The 17,956-nt window shown below is 57.7% G+C and carries 16 protein-coding genes; 5 read left to right on the forward strand and 11 right to left on the reverse strand.

Annotated features, from left to right (window positions below; translation table 11 throughout):
• Positions 1-25: 25 nt before the first annotated feature.
• The 7 genes from tadA to treP form a co-directional block, all read right to left on the reverse strand.
• Positions 26-514 carry a tRNA adenosine(34) deaminase TadA gene (gene tadA / locus QN377_RS04205; protein ID WP_095001442.1) on the reverse strand — a complete coding sequence of 163 codons (489 nt, stop codon included), beginning with the start codon at positions 512-514 and terminating at the stop codon, positions 26-28.
• The gene (locus QN377_RS04210) at positions 514-1,890 is read right to left on the reverse strand and encodes a multicopper oxidase family protein (protein WP_095018348.1); all 1,377 of its coding nucleotides are present in this window, start codon (positions 1,888-1,890) and stop codon (positions 514-516) included. Before QN377_RS04210 ends, tadA begins: the two co-directional genes overlap by 1 nt.
• 233 nt (positions 1,891-2,123) lie before the next feature.
• Entirely contained in the window at positions 2,124-2,399 is a 276-nt protein-coding gene (locus QN377_RS04215; protein WP_095038566.1) for a PTS transporter subunit EIIB, read from the reverse strand.
• A gap of 2 nt (positions 2,400-2,401) precedes the next feature.
• Positions 2,402-4,927: a phosphoenolpyruvate--protein phosphotransferase gene (gene ptsP / locus QN377_RS04220; protein WP_322213442.1), complete on the reverse strand. Its 2,526-nt coding sequence runs from the start codon at positions 4,925-4,927 to the stop codon at positions 2,402-2,404.
• Positions 4,928-4,986: 59 nt separating this feature from the next.
• On the reverse strand, positions 4,987-6,210 hold the full coding sequence (locus tag QN377_RS04225; RefSeq protein WP_095001629.1) for a maltoporin: 1,224 nt from the start codon (positions 6,208-6,210) through the stop codon (positions 4,987-4,989).
• Positions 6,211-6,248: 38 nt separating this feature from the next.
• Positions 6,249-7,892, reverse strand: a complete 1,644-nt coding sequence (gene treC, locus QN377_RS04230; RefSeq protein ID WP_322213444.1) for an alpha,alpha-phosphotrehalase — start codon at positions 7,890-7,892, stop codon at positions 6,249-6,251.
• 130 nt (positions 7,893-8,022) lie between these two features.
• Positions 8,023-9,465 (reverse strand): PTS system trehalose-specific EIIBC component, encoded by a 1,443-nt coding sequence (gene treP, locus QN377_RS04235; protein ID WP_095001447.1) that lies wholly within the window; start codon positions 9,463-9,465, stop codon positions 8,023-8,025.
• 195 nt (positions 9,466-9,660) lie between these two features.
• On the opposite strand from treP, the gene treR reads away from it, so the two are divergent.
• Positions 9,661-10,365, forward strand: coding sequence for a trehalose operon repressor (gene treR, locus QN377_RS04240; RefSeq protein WP_095001448.1), 705 nt, complete (start codon positions 9,661-9,663; stop codon positions 10,363-10,365).
• A 43-nt stretch (positions 10,366-10,408) separates the two neighbouring features.
• Here the strand turns inward: treR and QN377_RS04245 are convergent, their stop codons facing one another.
• The gene (locus tag QN377_RS04245) at positions 10,409-11,065 is read right to left on the reverse strand and encodes a trypsin-like peptidase domain-containing protein (protein WP_322213448.1); all 657 of its coding nucleotides are present in this window, start codon (positions 11,063-11,065) and stop codon (positions 10,409-10,411) included.
• Between the two features lie 301 nt (positions 11,066-11,366).
• Positions 11,367-11,924 carry a hypothetical protein gene (locus tag QN377_RS04250; RefSeq protein WP_095018344.1) on the reverse strand — a complete coding sequence of 186 codons (558 nt, stop codon included), beginning with the start codon at positions 11,922-11,924 and terminating at the stop codon, positions 11,367-11,369.
• Between the two features lie 116 nt (positions 11,925-12,040).
• On the opposite strand from QN377_RS04250, the gene QN377_RS04255 reads away from it, so the two are divergent.
• Genes QN377_RS04255 through QN377_RS04265 form a run of 3 tightly spaced genes read left to right on the forward strand, consistent with a single transcriptional unit; the run spans position 12,041 to position 13,272 of the window.
• The gene (locus QN377_RS04255; protein ID WP_095018343.1) at positions 12,041-12,352 is read left to right on the forward strand and encodes a hypothetical protein; all 312 of its coding nucleotides are present in this window, start codon (positions 12,041-12,043) and stop codon (positions 12,350-12,352) included.
• A 25-nt stretch (positions 12,353-12,377) separates the two neighbouring features.
• Positions 12,378-12,704, forward strand: a complete 327-nt coding sequence (locus QN377_RS04260) for a hypothetical protein (RefSeq protein ID WP_133144818.1) — start codon at positions 12,378-12,380, stop codon at positions 12,702-12,704.
• 25 nt (positions 12,705-12,729) lie between these two features.
• Positions 12,730-13,272: a hypothetical protein gene (locus QN377_RS04265; RefSeq protein ID WP_317757577.1), complete on the forward strand. Its 543-nt coding sequence runs from the start codon at positions 12,730-12,732 to the stop codon at positions 13,270-13,272.
• A 508-nt stretch (positions 13,273-13,780) separates the two neighbouring features.
• Here QN377_RS04265 and QN377_RS04270 read toward each other — a convergent pair.
• Positions 13,781-14,809 (reverse strand): FUSC family protein, encoded by a 1,029-nt coding sequence (locus tag QN377_RS04270; protein WP_003443292.1) that lies wholly within the window; start codon positions 14,807-14,809, stop codon positions 13,781-13,783.
• A gap of 13 nt (positions 14,810-14,822) precedes the next feature.
• Complete coding sequence (gene lldD, locus QN377_RS04275) at positions 14,823-15,962, reverse strand: FMN-dependent L-lactate dehydrogenase LldD (RefSeq protein ID WP_003443295.1); 1,140 nt, start codon at positions 15,960-15,962, stop codon at positions 14,823-14,825.
• Positions 15,963-16,094: 132 nt separating this feature from the next.
• Between lldD and QN377_RS04280 the strand changes: the two genes are divergently transcribed.
• Positions 16,095-16,970, forward strand: a complete 876-nt coding sequence (locus tag QN377_RS04280; protein ID WP_010655639.1) for a LysR family transcriptional regulator — start codon at positions 16,095-16,097, stop codon at positions 16,968-16,970.
• The last annotated feature ends 986 nt before the right edge of the window (positions 16,971-17,956 follow it).

Raw genomic sequence — 17,956 nt, forward strand, 5'->3', positions numbered from 1 at the left:
GCCCTTCACCCCTGTGGGAGCGGGCTCAGCGAGCCCTTCTGGCCTTGAAGAACTCGCTGAGGATCGCCCCGCACTCTTCAGCCAATACCCCGCCTTCATACAGCACCCGGTGATTCAAAAAGCCCTGGGTAAAAAACTGCCCCTGGCTTTGCACAATCCCGGCCTTGGGCTCCAGCGCGCCATACACCACCCGTGCCACCCGGGCGTGCACGATCAGCCCCGCACACATGCTGCATGGCTCCAGCGTCACGTACAGCGTGCTGCCCGGCAGCCGGTAGTTGCTGACAGCCGTCGCTGCATCACGGATGGCCATCATTTCGGCATGAGCACTGGGGTCGCTGCCGCTGATCGGGCAATTAAAGCCACGGCCGATGACTTCACCGTCCTGCACCAGCACCGCACCCACCGGCACTTCACCCAGCGCTGCGCCTTGAGCGGCCAGCGCCAGCGCTTCGCGCATAAAGTCTTGATCGCGGCTGCGGTCGATAATCAGGGGTTGACGCCCTTGTCGCATCAGGAAACCTCAATAGCGGCCATCAGGCCGGTTTCCATGTGATCAATCACATGGCAGTGGAACATCCACACGCCAGGATTATCCGCCACCAGCGCCACGCGGGCACGTTCGTTTTTGCCCAGCAGATAGGTGTCAGTGAAATACGGAATGATTTTTTTGCGATTGGAGGCCAGCACCTTGAAACTCATGCCATGCAAATGGATGGGGTGCTGGTACTGGGTCATGTTCTTCAATTCAAAGATATAGCTCTGACCCAGCTTGAGTTTGGCAATCGGTCGGTCAGCGCAGGTCTTGTCCTTGATATCCCAGGCCACACCGTTGATCTGCCAAAGGCTCGGAGGCTGATCCGGGCCCAGATTCTCGGACATCGAACCGACCCACTCAAAGTTGAAGTTGATCTTCTCGGCATTGGCCACGTCGGGCTCGGCAATCGGGTTGGCGGGCAACGCCGGTGGCCACTCGCCCGCTGCATCGGTGCTGGCAACCGAACGCAAAGTGCCCAGCCGTACCGGGCCGTCACGCAACGACAGTTCCTCACCGGCGGGCGGGGCCTTGATTGCCAGGCAAATACGCATGCCCGGGCCCAGCCAGTAATCCTTGCCCAACGGCCTTGGCTCGATGGGGTTGCCGTCCAGCGCGTAGATCATCGCTTCCACGCCGGGGATATTCAGGCGATAGGTCAGGGTGTTGTCGAGGTTGAGAATACGCACACGGGTGATCTGCCCTGCAGGCAGGTCGATGGTCGGCACATGGCTGCCATTGATGGTCGACAGGCGCCCCGCCGTACCGCCACGGGCCGCTTCGCGGGTGATGCTGAACGGCAGGAAGCCGCCCTCTTCATCGACGTGCCAGTTCTTGATGCTCAGGGTGCGCTCGTGCTTGAAGCCGGTAGGCTCGCGCTCTTCGACGATCAGCGGGCCGACCAGGCCACGACCCAGCTCTTCGCTGCTGTTGACGTGGGGGTGATACCAGTAGCTGCCGGCATCGGGCACGCGGAACTTGTAGTCGAAGTATTCTCCGGGCAATACCGGTAGTTGCGAGACGTAGGGGACGCCGTCCATTTCCAGGGGCAGGCGGATACCGTGCCAGTGGATGGTGGTTGCGACTGGCAGATGGTTGATAAAGCGCACCCGCAGCCACTCACCCTGACGCACGCGCAGCTCGGTACCTGGAGCCGATGGACCGAACGCCCAGGCCTGGGTGATATGGCCGGGCACCAGCTCGACGTCCAGTGGCGCGCTGATCAGTTCGTAATCGTGGCCGGCGTTCTCGGCAGCCACCTTGCCCAGCCAGTAACGCGAAGCGCCTCCTGCGCCAACACCCACCACTACCAGGCCGGCCAGACCACCGAGTATTTGTCGACGGGTAAAGGACATGGATTCAACTACCTCTCGTATCCGGCGCGGGCGTTGGGCCCGCAAAAGGCGAATACGATACACCTGCAATTGCGAAACAGTAAGGGCGGGGTGGCGAAGGGTCACAGCTGGCAGGCAAACACACCCTTTGGGAGCGGGCTTGCTCGCGAACGGATCGCTGCGGTGTTGCAGCTACATCGCAGCGCTGTCATCGCGAGCAAGCCCGTTCCCACCTAAGGGCCGCAGGACTGGGTTTACAACCCCACCACCAGATGCACCACCCCACCCGGCAGGCTCAGGATCCCGGGCACACCCGCCACACGCAGGGCTTGCGGATCCAGGCGGGTGATATCGGCCAGCTCCACACGGATCCGGGTCAAGGCCACCCGCTGCTCGGTCTTGATATTGCCGGCACCGCCCAGCGCAGCCAGCACCGTTTTATCCAGTGTCGACACCGGTTTAGCGGGCTCATCCACCACCAGATCGGGTGTCAGGGCCTTCCAGAATGCTTTAAGCGCTTTATCGAACATGTTCAGGACTCCAACTCGGTCATGGGTTGCACCAATGGCTGCAATGCAGCCCGCACCTGGCCGGCACTCTCCAGGCCCAGCGCGCGCTGCGCCAGGGCCTGGCACGCGACGAAATCCAGCTCTCGAACCCGCGCCTTGATACTCGGGATCAACGGCACGCTCACTGACAACTCATCGACACCCAGCCCCAGCAGCAATGGTACCGCCAGCGTCTCGGAGGCCAGTGCGCCGCACACCCCGACCCATTTGCCGTGGGCATGGGCGGCCTTGACAGTGGTGGCGATCAGGCGCAGCACCGCCGGGTGCAAGCTGTCGGCCTGGCTGGCCAGACGCGGATGGTCCCGGTCCATCGCCAGGGTGTACTGGGTCAGGTCATTGGTACCAATGGAGAAAAAATCCACCTCGGGGGCAAACAGATCCGCCATCAACGCTGCTGCCGGCACTTCGATCATGATGCCCAGTTTTGGCAGGGTCTTGATCCCCAGCGCCAGCGCCTGCTCCTCGAGCAACTGGCGGGCCATGCGCAACTCGGACAGCTGCGTGACCATCGGCAACATAATGTGCAGACGGGTCAGGTCGGCACTGGCCAGAATCGCGCTGAACTGCTCACGCAACAGGTGTGGACGCTCAAGGCACAAGCGGATTCCGCGCATGCCCAAAAATGGATTGGCCTCGTGTGCCATCGGTACATAGGCCAGTGGTTTGTCGCCGCCCACATCCAGCGTGCGCACCACCAGATTGTGCCCGGTACCCACGACACCGGCGATGGCGCTGTAAGTGGCAACCTGCTCGGCATGGCTGGGGGGGCTGCTGCGTTCCAGATAAAGGAACTCGGAGCGCAGTAAGCCGACCCCTTCTGCCCCCAGGCTCACCGCTTGCTCTGCCTCGGCCAGGGACGCGATATTGGCGCTGACTTCGATACGTACCCCGTCACGGGTACTGGCTGGCTGTGCCGCCTGCTGCAAATCCTGCTGCTGACGCTGGTGCTGAAGGGCACGCTGGAGGGTGAGCTGGCGGATCCGCTGCGGATCCGGCTCCAGGTGCAGCTGCCCCTGATCCGCATCGAGCAACACCTCGGTTCCGTTAGCCAGCGCCAGCACCTGTGGCGACATACCGCAAAGTGCCGGCAAGCCCAGCGCCCGGGCCAGAATCGCCACATGACTGCTGGCACCGCCACCGACCGTGGCAAAGCCTGCAACCTTGCGGGTATCCAGGGTTGCGGTCTGCGACGGGGTCAGTTGCTCGGCAATCAGGATGGCCAGATCCGGCAACTCCAGTGCGCAGTCCTGAACCCCGAGTATCAGTTTGAGTACGCGCTGGCCGACATCGTCCAGATCCAGCGCGCGCTCGGCCAGCAAGCGATTGCCCAGGCCTTTGAACAGGGTCGCGGTTTCGTGTGTGGCACTCTGCCAGGCGAATGCTGCGCTCTTGCCCTGCTCGATCAGCCCGAAAGCCTGCTCCAGCAAACCGGGGTCTTCCAGCAGCTCCTGGTGAGCGTTGAAAATCTCGGCCTGAGCCTTGCCCTGTGTGTTGTCGCACAGCGTTTGCAGCTGCGCGGAGGCTCCTGCCAGGGCCTGTTGCAACTGCTCGCGCTCGTGGCGCTGGTCGGTTGCCAGTTCGCTGATCTGCAACACGCTTTCTGTCAGTTGCACAACATGACCGAAGGCCGAACCCGGTGACGCACAGACCCCGCGCAATTCGTTGCTGGCCACAGGCTCCGGCACTGCTACTGGCTGCGCTTCGGGCGCCACAGCCACGACCGATTCGCCGCAACCCTCAGCCAGCAGTTCACTCAGCACCTTGAGCGCTTGCTCGGCATCTGAGCCGCAGGCACTGAGGTAAACGCTGTCGCCGCAAACCGCCTGCAGGGCCATGATCGCTACCAGCGACTTGGCATTGGCGCTCTCACCCTGTTTGTGCAAATGAAGGGTTGCCGCAAAGCCTTTCGCCGCCTGGGCGAGCACCGCTGCAGGACGGGCGTGCAAGCCGTTGGGGTTGGGCAGACGCTGCGGCTGGGAACGCTGGGTATCGCCGGCTTGCACCTCGGCCACTGTCTCGGCCTGCCCCAGTTGCAGACGCAGCAGCGGCTGGCCCGTTTCGACCAGAACGCCACCTGGTGACGGGGCCACAAAAGGTTCGCCGCTGACCACCAGCATCAGCGTCAACAGGCTGCGGGCATGCAGGGCGATGTAGTCTGCATCGAACTCGATCAGCGCCTGCCCCGCTGTCACCTGCTGGCCCTCCTCGACCAGCGCCGTAAAGCCTTTGCCGCCCAGGTTGACGGTATCCAGACCAATATGCAGCAACACCTGCACGCCATTGGCATGGGTGATGCTGATGGCGTGGCCGGTGTGTTGCAAGTTACTGATCACCCCGGCCAGCGGCGCACAAAGCACCTGCGACGTCGGATCGATACACAGGCCGTCGCCTATCAGGCGACTGGCAAACACCGGGTCGGGCACGTTATCCAGCGCCATCAGCACACCGGACAGCGGTGCCAGCAATTCCACTTGTTGGGATGTGACCATAACTTCACCTGCAGTTGATTCGGTTAAATGCCGATGGAGCGCGAGCCCCGACAGCTCGCTTACTTCCACCAGTACTCGACTTGCAAACCTGCGTTGGAACCGTGACGGGCCGAACCGAATGCACCGCTGTCGGAGAGCGCCGAGCCTGCATCAAACTCATTGGCGGCGCGCTGTGCCGCAGCGTTCCAGCTGGCATAGGTGTAATACAAACGCACTTCCGGGCGCGTCCAGAAACCTGGGCCCTTGGGTGACCAGGTGGGCGCGAAAGTGAACTTGCTCAACTTGCGCGTACCGTCCGCGGCCTTGACCTGATCGTGCCCCAGCTCGGTGACCAGCTTGAACTGCTCACTGATCGCGTAAGTCGGGCGCACGCCCAAAGACAGCCACTCCTGATTGCCGCCGTCGGGGCGAAAATCCTTCTGGTACACCGCCTCCACCTGCCCGCCGAAACGCGGCGTCACTTGCCAGTCGAAAAACTCGACGATGCGATAACGCTTGCTGCTGTTATCCAGGCGAAAGTCGCCGGTATAGCCCAGGCCGGTGCCCGAGCCTTCGCCGTACTGCACGGCAAACTTGTTCTTGCCCCCCAGAAACTCGCTCTGCACATGCTGCGCGGTAATGGCCCAGCCACTGTGGGCGTCAGTGCGCTCGGGCTTGTCCAGATAACTGAGGCCCAACTCCAGCTCACCGCCGGGGTTGGTGTTGAAACCGGCCACGTTGAAGTCGTGGCGAGTCACATAGTTTTCCTGGTACAGGTTGTCTTTGCGCGACAGGGCGTAGCTGTATTTCAGGCCACCGATCAGTACATCCTCGATACCGGCACCGGTGGCGCTCTGGTTCCAGTAGTAGAAGTCGGAAATATGGATGTCGTTACGCTTGTAGTAACGGCGCCCGGCCCACAGTGAGCCGCCGTTGAGACCCGGCAGGTTCGACCACTGCGCGTACAGTTGCGGCAGACGCGCCGAACCGTTGTCGCCCTGGAAAGTCAGCTGGCGGTCGTACTGGTTGTACAGCGAGGCCATGCCATCGACGCTCAGTACCGAGCCATCGTCAAAGCTGTACACGTCCTGGCGCAGTTCCAGCTCGGCGTATTGTTCGCACTCGTTGCCCAGCCGGTACTTGGCCTCGGCACCGGGCAGCTTGAAGCAGGATTGCTTGCCGCCATTGAGCGAGTTGCCCACGCCACTGCGCAAATACCCGGCGAACTCCAAAGCGCTGGCCGACAACGGTGCCAGCAGGCACAGGCTGGCGATACAGATGCTGTAGTTGAGTGAAGATTTCATGGAACGACCTTTTTTATTGTTATGGGTAAAACCGGTAATCACTGCAGATGCAGGGCAAATGACTCATACGGACGCAGTGAAATCCGACTGCTGCGCACCGGGCAGTCGTCGTAGTTGCTGATCAGCAGCCGCTGGCTCAACCCCGCGTCAACCACACCTTCAGGCAGTTCGATATCGCAGGGTGTGCCATAGAAGTTGTTGATCACCAGCAGACTCTCGCCATCGCCCTGACGCACATAGACCCATACCTGCTTATGCTCGGGCAACAACAGACGGTATACACCGTGTTGCAGCAAGGGCTCTGCGCGGCGCAAGGCAATCAATTCGCGGTAGTGATGCAGCACCGAAGCCGGGTCATTGCGCTGGTCTTCAACGTTGATAAACGCCGCGTTGGCGGGGATGCCAATCCACGGTTCGACACTGCTGAAACCGGCATTGGCCTGATGATCCCATTGCATTGGCGTGCGGCCGTTGTCCCGTGACTTTTGCTTGATCGCAGCCATGCATTCGTCGTGAGGCACCCCGGCTTCGCGCTTGAGGCGATAGATATTCAGGGTTTCGACATCGCGATACTGCTCGATATGCTCGAACCCGGGGTTGGTCATGCCGATTTCTTCACCCTGATACACATAGGGTGTGCCTTGCAAAAAATGCAGCGCCGTGGCGAGCATTTTGGCCGAGACCACGCGGTGTTCACCGTCATCGCCAAAACGCGAAACCACACGCGGCTGGTCATGGTTACACCAGAACAGCGCGTTCCAGCCGCCACCGGCCTGCATACCAACCTGCCACTCCGAAAGAATGCCCTTGAGCTGCAGGAAATCGAAATCAGCCCGCACCCACTTCTGCATGTTCGGGTAATCGACTTTCAGGTGATGAAAATTGAAGGTCATCGACAGCTCCTGGCTGTCAGGGCGCGAGTAGCGGATGCAGTGCTCAAGGCTGGTGGACGACATCTCGCCGACGCTGACCAGATCGTGGCCGGCAAACACTTCGCGGTGCATCTCCTGCAGGTACTCATGCACGTTGGGGCCATCGGTATAGAAACGGCGGCCGTCGCTGTCGTCCTGGGGGAAATGCGCCGGTTTCGAGATCAGGTTGATCACATCCAGGCGAAAGCCACCCACGCCCTTGTCCCGCCAGAAGCACATCAGCTTGTAGACCTCGGCGCGTACCTTGGGGTTGTCCCAATTGAGGTCGGCCTGAGTGTGGTCAAACAGGTGCAGATAGTACTGGCCGGTTTGCGCCTCGTATTCCCAGGCCGAGCCGCCGAATTTGGACTCCCAGTTGTTTGGCTGGTCGCGCCAGATATAGAAGTCGCGATACGGGTTGTCGAGGCTGCTGCGCGCCTGCTGGAACCACTCGTGTTCGATGGACGTGTGATTGACCACGATATCAAGCATCAGATTGAGGCCACGGGCACCGGCTTCGCGGATCAGCAGTTCGCAATCGGCCATGCTGCCGTAACTCGGGTCTATGGCGTAGTAATCGCTGATGTCATAGCCGTTGTCGCGCTGGGGCGAGCGCAGGAACGGCGTCAGCCACAGGTAATCGACGCCCAGCCACTGCAGGTAATCGAGCTTGTCGACCACCCCCCGCAAGTCACCGGTCGCGTTGCCCGCGTGGCTGCAAAAGCTTTTTGGGTAGATCTGATAGATCACTGAACGCTGCCAGTCTTGCATGGGGTGTTCCTTGCTTGGACGTTGTAGCCGCTGGTGCAGGCTGCGATAAGGGCCGCTGGACCGTCTATCAAGACGGGCAGCTTCGCAGCCCATCGCAGCCTTCGGCAGCGGCTACAGGAAAGTGGATGTGCTACGCGACGCGATAACCCGGACGAATGATTTTCAGGCTCAGGCCGCAGGTCAGGACAAACGGCACGACAATGGCCATCAACATGCCGATGACAAACATCGGGATGTACTGCGGAATGATCGAAATAAAGCCGGGTAAGCCGCCAACACCGATGGCCGAAGCCAGCACCTTGTTCAGCGACAGGAAAATGCTGCCCAGCGCCGAGCCGATCAGCGCCGCATAGAACGGGAACTTGTAGCGCAGGTTGATCCCGAACATCGCCGGTTCCGTGATGCCAAAGTACGCCGAGACTGCAGAGGTAGAGGCCATGCTGCGCTCACGCACATTGCGGCTCATGTAGAACACCCCGAGCGCGGCGCTGCCCTGGGCCAGGTTGGACATGACGATCATCGGCCAGATAAAGGTGCCGCCGTGGTTGGCAATCAATTGCAGGTCCACGGCGAGAAACATATGGTGCATGCCGGTAATCACCAGCGGTGCATACAGCAGGCCGAAAATCATTCCGCCGAGCACCGGGGCCACGTCGAACAACAGCACTACGCCTTCGGTAATGAGGATGCCGAGGTGACGGGTCACCGGGCCAATGATCGCCAGCGCCAGCACCCCGGTGATGACGATGGTAGTAATGGGTACCACCAGCAATTGAATGGCATTGGGCACTCGCGCCCGTAGCCATTTCTCTATCACGCTCATCACATAGGCGGCCATCAGGATCGGCAGGATCTGCCCCTGGTAGCCCACTTTCTCGATCTGGAACAGGCCCAGGATGTTGAAGTACGGCAGGCTCTGGCCCTCCAGCCCGGCCACGGCCTTGCCGTAGTTCCAGGCATTGAGCAGGTCGGGGTGAACCAGCATCAGGCCCAGCACAATGCCGAGGATTTCACTGCCGCCAAAACGCTTGGCCGCCGACCAGCCCACCAGCGCGGGCAGGAATACAAAAGAGGTATTGGCCATGAGGTTGATCAGGCTCCACACCCCGTCCAGTTGCGGATAAGCGTCGAGCAGGGTTTTGCCGTCGATAAACATGCCCTTGGCGCCGAGCAGGTTGTTAACCCCCATCAGCAAGCCGGCAATGATCAGGGCGGGCAGGATGGGCATAAACACATCGGAGAACACACGCACCAGACGCTGCATGGCGTTGGCCTTGTCGGCGCCCTGCTGCTTCACGTCGGCGATAGTGGCGGCTGCCAGGCCGGTCTGCTCACGCAGGGCGGCATAGACCTTCTCGACTTCACCGGGGCCGATCACCACCTGGTACAGGCCGCCCGTGAAGAAGGAGCCTTTGACCAGATCGATCTGGTTGAGGGTGGTGCTGTCGACCAGGCTTGGGTCCTTGAGGGCCAGGCGCAAGCGTGTGACGCAATGCGCGGCCTGCTCAACGTTGGCGGCACCACCGAGGCTGTGCAGCAGCTCGCGGGCGATCTGGGAATAGTCGTGGCTCATGCGTGGTCTCGCTTGAATTTTTATTATGGAGCGTCGCTGTGGCAGCACGCCGTAGCAAAAAAATACTCGTCTGTACGAGTTAAAGCAACAACTGGTACAGACGAGTTAGTGATTTTTCTGCCGCGTACTTGCGCTGCCTTCCCTCCAACCCTTAAGGTTCCGGGCCCCGAGCCCAACCGGCATAGAGCCCTCGCCATGACCAAATACAATCAGATCTACACGGATCTGCTTGCCAGTATCACCACTGAACGCCTGGCCCGCGGCGCGCGCCTGCCGTCCGAAACCGAGTTGATGGCCAGCTATGGGGCCAGCCGCGGAACCGTGCGCAAGGCGATTGAACAACTGCAGGAGCGTGGATTTGCCCAGAAGATCCACGGCAAGGGCACTTTTGTATTGTCATCCAGCCCGATCGAGTTCCAGCTGGGCGGTATCGTCAGCTTTCAAGAGACCTACCCGCGCCTGGGCGGTAACGTCAGTACCGAGGTGGTGGAGTTCACCCGGTTCCCGCTCGAAGGCGCACTGTGCGAGAAGTTCGATGTTGCAGCGGGCAGCCTGATAACCCGCATCAAACGCGTGCGCCATATTGATGGCAAGCGGGTGATTCTGGACATCAACCATTTTGTCAGCGACCTGATTCCGGGGCTGGATCAGGCCATTGCCGAGCACTCGATCTATGCCTATATCGAGCAGACCCTGAATCTGCAGATCAGCTATGCCCAGCGCACCATCGAAGCGGTGCCGCGCAGCAAGGACGACCAGCAGCACCTGGACCTAGAGGGTCAGAGCCATGTGATCGTGGTGAGCAACCAGACGTTTCTACAGGATGGGCGCCAGTTCGAGTACACCGAGTCGCGGCATACGCTGGACAAGTTCTACTTTTCGGATGTGGCGCGGCGCTGACATCAAAAAAAGCACCCTCACCTTCCGGGGTGAGGGTGCTTTTTTACTTGGCCGCAAACTTCGACCCACGCCCCCCATCAAGCTGCGCCTGCAACATCCCCCATTCGCGGGCAACAATCGAATACGGGATAAAAATGCTCACTCTCTGCGCGCTCTTCAGCTCAGGCAACGTAATAGTACTGTTCAGGCTGGTCGAATAAAAACCGGCATTGATCCCCACCACGCAACCGTCACTGGCGATCACCGGCCCACCCGACATGCCCTTGACCAGCGGGGCATCATGAATGGCATACAGGTCACCGCTGTGATCTTCGGTATTGCTGAAGGGGGTTTTATACACTTTGCCCTTACCCGTCGTGGTCACAAGGTAAGGGCTCACGCCCACGGCCGTGATGCTCTCTCCCACCTGCGGCGCTCGCCATGCCGGGAAGTGGCCATTGGCTTTATGCTTGATAAAGACCAGATCGCAGCGTGTGCTGCAACGGTATGCAACGTTGGGGATAAACGGGGTATGCCCAGTGGTGACGGCGTAGTCCTCATTCCATTGCACGGCCGAGGCCATGTACATATACGGCATGGGAAAGCCTGAAAAGACGGGAAAGTAAGCTTCATTGACCGGCCCCGACAAGTCGGGCTTCACGAATCCGTTGCATCCTGCAGTGACAACTCCTATTAACAAGAAGGCCATGATCTTGATCATGATAAATCACCGACTTATAGGGAGGATGCGACTGGCTTTGATTGTCAGTATTTTGACTACAGCAAAAACAGCACGCCTAACCAATTGTTTTGGTTGAGGCATGTATTATTTATGGATGAGGTTTTAATAACGCGTATGAATCAATCGAACTAAGCTCAATTGCCATTTCGAGCAATTGCCACGTTCAAATAATTGGCGTCGGAAGTTTGATGATTCAGAACGCCGACCACAAAAAAAGCGATCAACAGTAAAGGTTGATCGCTTTTTATATCAAGCCGGGCTCAAGGCCTTTCATGCACTATCAGTCTGCGGCGCCATCATTTTTTTGAGCGCCAACGGTCTTGCGCTCACCGGTTGGAGAAACTTCATACACGTTCATCACCCAAGTGTCAGCGATCACGGTTTCAACCACGTAATTCTTCTTGGCTTGCGGGGTGAATTGCTGCGCAACAGGCTGCTCTTTGTCGAACGGCGTAGGCATTGGAATACCGTTGAAGGTGAACTGCTTGGCCTTGACCGTCCCTTCCACGTGCACCACTTTGTCTGCATCGACCAGCTTGCTGATGCTGTCAGTGCCACCGCCAATTCGCTTCAGATAGGCCGGTATGCGCTTGAAGTAAGCAGTGTCATAAACACGATCACCCGCGTCATCCATTCGACCGTCGGAATACCCGTACATGTAACTGACAGGGTGATCACCCTCCCCGCCGATGGTACGGAAGGTCAAGCTGGCTTGATGGTCATTCATGACCAGTGGCACGACCGGCGTTGAAGTGAGATCACCCGCCTTACGGCTACTGCAACCGGTCATCACAAGGGCGAGTGTGATTGCTAACGGAACTGCCAGATAAGTTTTCATTCGATCCTTGAACAGTCTGAGTGAAGGACAGTATGGAACCATTTGTTGAATGAAAGTTCCCTATACGATGTTGGCGCATCACACTCTACCCGCGTCAAAACCCAAGGAAGAACGCCATGTTCACGAGGAGCCTGTTGCTGAGTTTTTGCGCTGTGTTACTGGTTGGCTGCACGGGAAGGGGCTTTCAACCACCACCCGGGGACTACACACAGTGGTACAAAAAGGGGGTCACCCAATCGGGCGTCGACAACGCCATGCGTGCTTGCGGGTATACCAATCTTGATGGCGTGGGAGACACCTCGCCGATTGATGTTGTGCTGACGCGGTTCTACTGCATGAAGGACGCCGGGTTCAAGCGCAGGGATAAACTCGATCTGTGCAAGCAAGGCCGCATCGGTGAATCCCCGGTATGCGAAGGCCGCCGGTAAACCATTACCAAAAGGAAAACAGGGAATGAACGATCTACGCAACGGACTGTACGGCACCGTACTGGTGTTGGCGGCAGCAGCAATGGGTGGTTGCGCCTCCTCGGCCGCCATCACCGGCGAGCCTGGGGTAAACATGGGCGACAGCTATCAGAGTGTGCTCGCGGTGGTCAGCCGCAACAATACCGTGACCAAACAGGTGGACGGTCAAGGCTTCCGGGCCGAGGGTTACTCAGCGATGTTCAAGGACTGTCGCGTCAAATACTTCCTGTTCCAGGACGCCGATGGTTTGCAGCGCGTGACCTATGAACCTGCGCCGCATCTGTCAGTCAGCCAGAACTGCCGCCAGCCTTAACCTGCCCCTGCGAGTCGATTGACTGATGAGACTGTTCACTGTAATCCCCGCCGTTCTGCTAGCGCTCAGCGGCTGCGGCCAGGTGGCAAACGTGCGTTCGCTGTCCACCGGCTACATCCCGCCACAGAGCGGCGAGACTGCCCGTATTCGCCTGCTCACCGACGGCCTGGTGCGCGCCGTGCCGGGGCGTGACTGCCTCGACTGGAATGTGCCCGGCGCGGGGGTGATGGCGTCGGCGAAATCCGGCTTCCCCGACCATAACGGTGAAAACCTCGGCATTGCCGGGCCGATCTATTCGTTGGCAGGTTCGGTCTCGTCAGAGCTGGTAGTGCCGGCGAACAAGCCGATCGCGTTCCATTACCTGGGGCGCCTGCAATATGCCCGGCAGTGTGCCAGGACCATGACCTTCGTACCTCGGCCCGGGTTGGATTACCGGGTGCAGGCATCGATGTCGGCGGACTGTTCATTCCTGCTGGATGAGCTTTCAGCTGACGGCATGCAATGGGTCGCTGTCGAACCGAAGCCTGATGGCAAGGTGTCGATGTGTCACGCGATGGATAACTTCTAGCCCGAAATCAGCGCGGGTCCATTACCAAGCCACCTAAACACGGCGCCTGGCGATGCACAAAGCTGCCAGAATTTGCCAGACCCAAAAAGCCAAAAGCCCGCAATTAAGCGGGCTTCAGGGTGTTCTTGCTCACGGGTGCCGGACTATGCCGGCCTACCGATTATTCTCACTCTATTATCAACAAGCGCAATAAAACCTTTAAAAGCAGATAACTATCAAACAAAACAAAAGGCATACCATGAAAAGAACCATTCCCGAACGACGCTCTAGATGCTCAGCCCTCCCGCCTCTCATCGCATGACAAGCACCTGTAGAGGGGGTATAGCGCTCTTTGATAGGGCGCACGTGACTACGGCACGATCAGGGCCTACAAACATCCGAGTCAAACCATGAGGAAGAACGCCATGTTCACGCGGAGCCTATTACTGAGTTTTTGCGCGGTGTTACTGGTTGGCTGCACGGGAAGGGGCTTTCAAACCGGCGGTCTAGGAAACACTCCCCTAGTCCTCTACGGCTCAGCCGTTTGCCAGCGAGGAAAAATCACAAGCGAAGCGATGATCGCTAAAAGTGCACCACCGGTGCTGTAGAGCATTCGTAGAAATACCAAATCCAGCTCCGATCCTCCTGACTGGCCAACCTGCGCGACCAGTATGAAATGTGGAGTGAGGAACATCAAATAGCTGATGTGGCTCACAGAGCGCCCTGCCAGGGTGCCAATAGAAACAGGCAGTATCAGTGCAGCCAACAAAAACGGATCATGGATTGCGTAACCAAGAACGGCAGCAATGGCTCCCCCTAAGAAGGTGCCGCCGACTCGCTCCAGAGACATCCTCAACGTTGAATGCATGTAGGGCTGCATGATCAGAAACACCGTAAGGGTCATCCAGTATCCGTAATGCAACGACCACAATTGAACCAACCAAACTGACAGTGCTCCCGACAGCGCAACGCGAAGCCCATGCAGAAAGAAGTTAGATTTCGGTGTGAAATTTGTTCTGAGTGCCGACCATAAAACTGGCCGCTTTGCAGCATCAGGCTGGTCGTACTGACACCATTGGAACAGCAATGCGGAGCCTGTAGCCCATAGGCTGCCATATAGAAAGTAACGTGCATAAGCAAATCCCTGGGCAAAGTCCTTTGCCGGGAATGCAGTGGATACCGCAAATGCCGTCGCTGTCAGCAAAGCGGGAATGCTAATGCGCGCGCCGCAAACCTGGGCGTAAGCGCCAGCAAACGCAAAGAGGGCCGACAGTGCTATAGCCAGTTGCGGCCATACCATCGTCCAAGCACCTAGCCCTGACGCCACGGCGCCGGTGATGCCGAAAACCAGGCCGAAGATACAACCCTTTGGGGACTTATCGCTCGGAATCGACAGATAGCTCCAGAATGCGGCAATCGCTGACCAACAGAACAAGGGGTTGTGTAAGCGAGCCGCGAGGAGCGCCGGCACAGTACAGACAACACCACCACACACTACGTAGCCAATCGGTACATTGCGTACCGCTTCCAACATCTTAACGGTCAGTGATTGCGACATGATCGAACCTTCATTACTCAACTGGAACCAATGCGGTTCGATCGATCTTGTCAATCGAGGTAACACCAGTGAGCGTCATTGCCACGCGCATTTCTTGCGAGAAGATATCCAGCATATTCTCTACCCCGTGCTGTCCGTCGGCGGCCAGAGCGTAAACCGTCGAGCGCCCCAGCAGGCATGCCTTGGCGCCTAAGGCGAGCATGCGCACAACATCCAGCCCGGAACGAATGCCAGAGTCCACCAGCACCGTCAGGTCATCACCCACTACTTCGGCGATGGGAGGCAAAGCCCTAGCGGTGGACAGCACACCGTCCAATTGGCGACCGCCGTGGTTGGAGACCACGATGCCATCAGCGCCAAAACTTACTGCGTCCTTGGCGTCCTGTGGATCAAGGATGCCCTTGATAATCATCGGGCCCTTCCAAAACTCGCGGATCCATTCCAGGTCCTTCCAGCTGATAGAGGGGTCGAAGTTATTGCCTAACCAGCCAACATAATCTTCCAGGGTGGTGGCTTTGCCCAGGTACTTGGAGATGTTGCCCAAATCATGCGGACGACCGAGGATACCGACATTAAACGCCCAATCCGGCCTAGTGGTGGCTTGCAGGATGCGCCGTGAAGCTGCGAGTGGCCCAGACATGCCCGAGTGGGCATCACGGTAACGAGCGCCTGGCGTCGGCATGTCTACGGTGAACACCAGCGTGGTAACGCCGGCTGCTTGAGCACGCTCTAGGGCATTACGCATAAATCCGCGATCCTTGAGCACATAGAGTTGAAACCAGATCGATTGCGAACTCTGGGAACTAACCTCTTCAATCGAGCAGACCGATACTGTGGACAGGCAAAAGGGAATGCCTTTCGTGGCCGCAGCCTTGGCCGCTTGTACTTCACCACGACGGGCATACATACCGGTCAGTCCGACGGGGCTGAGGATGATCGGCAGACTCTGTTCCTTTCCAAAGAGCGTCGTCTTGAGACTCAAACTGTCAACATTTCTCAAGATGCGTTGACGCAAGCTGATGCTGGCGAGGTCAGCGCTATTGGCACGCATTGTGTGTTCGGCATAGGCGCCGCCGTCGATGTAGTCGAACAGAAATCGCGGCAATTTGCGTCTCGCGGCTTCGCGATAGTCGGATGCCGATGAAATAATCATTATCTACAACTCCTAGGTCTCTAGAAAATTTCAGCGACGTAGGACGTTGCTGAGTGAATTTCACGATAAGGGATTGTTGAGTATGATAAAAACAACTTTTTCTACTCGAATTGAGTCGCTATTGGAATACACATGAATCTCAGAACGCTGCGGGTGTTTGTAGAAGTGGTGCGCCAGGGAGGTTTCTCCCAAGCTGCGGAGGTTGTGTCTTTGACTCAGTCCTCAGTCAGCAAGGCAGTCAGGACGCTCGAGGATGAGCTAGGTACGCCACTGCTGAACCGTATCGGCCATAAAAGCGAGTTGACGGCCGCAGGTGAGATTGCCTATCGGCGCGCACTGGTATTACTCGCAGAGCGGAACGATCTGATCGCAGAGATCAATGAACTGCGCGACCTGAAGGGCGGTACGCTGCGGATCGGCTTGCCGCCTGTAGGCTCCGGGGTATTGTTCGCTGAGATGTTTGCTACTTATCGCAGCCGCTATCCGATGGTGAATATAGAACTGATAGAGCACGGTAGTAAGAAACTGTGTGAGTGCCTGGAGGCCGGAGAGGTGGACTTGGCAGCACTACTGATTCCGATCGATGAAACTTTCGCTTATCAGGAAGTGCGCAACGAGCCTTTAGTGGTTGTGCTGCCTAGCGCCCATTCGCTTTCGCGACGCAAGCGAATGAACTTCAGTGATCTGGCGGATTCGCCATTCATCCTCTTTGATGAGGGGTTTGCGCTTAACGCATTAATTATGGCCGCTTGTGATCGAAGAGGGATTGTGCCCCGGGTGACGGCCCGCAGCGGGCAGATTGATTTCATCGCCGACCTGGTAGCTGCAGGTTTAGGGGTGGCATTTTTACCGCGAATGCTTGCGCAAAAACATAAACATGCGGGCATCGCTCTAGTACCTCTTGAAGAGCCACACACGGATTGGAATATTGCACTCGCTTGGCGTGCCGGTGCGCATTTGCCTCCGGCTGCAATGGCTTGGTTAGATCTGGCCAAAGAGCTGAGATAGTGCAATGGCTTTTGCTCGGATATCCAAGCGCTGGTAGTCAATAAAAACACCGGCCTACCTGGTGAAGGGGTCGGGTGGTTTTTAGTTAAGGAAGAAGAGTTCGCTACTCTGCCCCGCCATCAGAAGCAGGTAATTGTCAAAGCCGAACTCAATCACGTTTTTACGTTTCCACAATGGGACAAGGTCCTAAAAACTTTAGACCTTGAACTGACCGAAACCGATTTCTCGCACGCTCTTGAGTTGGCTTGTCAAATCGCCGGAGGAGGTGAAAGCGAGCACCATAAGAAATTAAAGGATTTCGTAGCACACAACCCCCTCTCAATCTCTTCGGTCCCCGATATCACTAGAGGCCTGTTCCAGTGCGTAAAATACCGGACTGTGATGGAGGCAGTACTACTTGCGCATTCGCAGATAAAGGATGTCCGCGCACTACTAGTATTGGAGTCTAAATTTCCTGCTTCCCGACTGCCATTAAAAACCTTCTTGGTGTTGAAGTCATTGACCTTGTCACCCGCGAATAACCCGCGATAAACCATGACAGCTTATCGCATGACGAGTGCCTTTAAGATGGAGTTAGAAAACAGCGCCAACTTACGAGGCATATATGACTACGCTGCGATCAAACTCCGCAGATAAGCGCTCATGAATTTAGCAACCAGGTACTCACACCGGTTTAGGCTAACCAAAATCAAGCCAACGCTGGGCACAGCTCACAACAATGGGAATACTCGCCTCACTACAGACTTGCAAAAATAAGGCCCGCAATTCGCGGGCCCTATATACATCAGAAAACGACTAAGTTCGCATATACCAACTTCGGCTAACTCCCACTCTATTATCAGCAATAAATAAATATCCTTATAAATCAGTCGTTAACTACCATGCTTCTGATCCATGCCACGAGTAATACCATGTTAAGAAAACCTGATTTCATAGATCTGTCTTGAGCACGTAACTCAGCCAAACGCCTGCACAGCATCAAGCGA

It is taken from the genome of Pseudomonas sp. CCC4.1, assembly GCF_035019225.1.
Classification (GTDB): domain Bacteria; phylum Pseudomonadota; class Gammaproteobacteria; order Pseudomonadales; family Pseudomonadaceae; genus Aquipseudomonas; species Aquipseudomonas bubulae.

What these genes read in the sequence shown, in the direction of transcription:
- tadA (WP_095001442.1), bottom strand. Translation starts at nt 514, where the DNA reads ATGCGACAAGGGCGTCAACCCCTGATTATCGACCGCAGCCGCGATCAA.
- QN377_RS04210 (WP_095018348.1), bottom strand. Translation starts at nt 1,890, where the DNA reads ATGTCCTTTACCCGTCGACAAATACTCGGTGGTCTGGCCGGCCTGGTA.
- QN377_RS04215 (WP_095038566.1), bottom strand. Translation starts at nt 2,399, where the DNA reads ATGTTCGATAAAGCGCTTAAAGCATTCTGGAAGGCCCTGACACCCGAT.
- ptsP (WP_322213442.1), bottom strand. Translation starts at nt 4,927, where the DNA reads ATGGTCACATCCCAACAAGTGGAATTGCTGGCACCGCTGTCCGGTGTG.
- QN377_RS04225 (WP_095001629.1), bottom strand. Translation starts at nt 6,210, where the DNA reads ATGAAATCTTCACTCAACTACAGCATCTGTATCGCCAGCCTGTGCCTG.
- treC (WP_322213444.1), bottom strand. Translation starts at nt 7,892, where the DNA reads ATGCAAGACTGGCAGCGTTCAGTGATCTATCAGATCTACCCAAAAAGC.
- treP (WP_095001447.1), bottom strand. Translation starts at nt 9,465, where the DNA reads ATGAGCCACGACTATTCCCAGATCGCCCGCGAGCTGCTGCACAGCCTC.
- treR (WP_095001448.1), top strand. Translation starts at nt 9,661, where the DNA reads ATGACCAAATACAATCAGATCTACACGGATCTGCTTGCCAGTATCACC.
- QN377_RS04245 (WP_322213448.1), bottom strand. Translation starts at nt 11,065, where the DNA reads ATGATCAAGATCATGGCCTTCTTGTTAATAGGAGTTGTCACTGCAGGA.
- QN377_RS04250 (WP_095018344.1), bottom strand. Translation starts at nt 11,924, where the DNA reads ATGAAAACTTATCTGGCAGTTCCGTTAGCAATCACACTCGCCCTTGTG.
- QN377_RS04255 (WP_095018343.1), top strand. Translation starts at nt 12,041, where the DNA reads ATGTTCACGAGGAGCCTGTTGCTGAGTTTTTGCGCTGTGTTACTGGTT.
- QN377_RS04260 (WP_133144818.1), top strand. Translation starts at nt 12,378, where the DNA reads ATGAACGATCTACGCAACGGACTGTACGGCACCGTACTGGTGTTGGCG.
- QN377_RS04265 (WP_317757577.1), top strand. Translation starts at nt 12,730, where the DNA reads ATGAGACTGTTCACTGTAATCCCCGCCGTTCTGCTAGCGCTCAGCGGC.
- QN377_RS04270 (WP_003443292.1), bottom strand. Translation starts at nt 14,809, where the DNA reads ATGTCGCAATCACTGACCGTTAAGATGTTGGAAGCGGTACGCAATGTA.
- lldD (WP_003443295.1), bottom strand. Translation starts at nt 15,962, where the DNA reads ATGATTATTTCATCGGCATCCGACTATCGCGAAGCCGCGAGACGCAAA.
- QN377_RS04280 (WP_010655639.1), top strand. Translation starts at nt 16,095, where the DNA reads ATGAATCTCAGAACGCTGCGGGTGTTTGTAGAAGTGGTGCGCCAGGGA.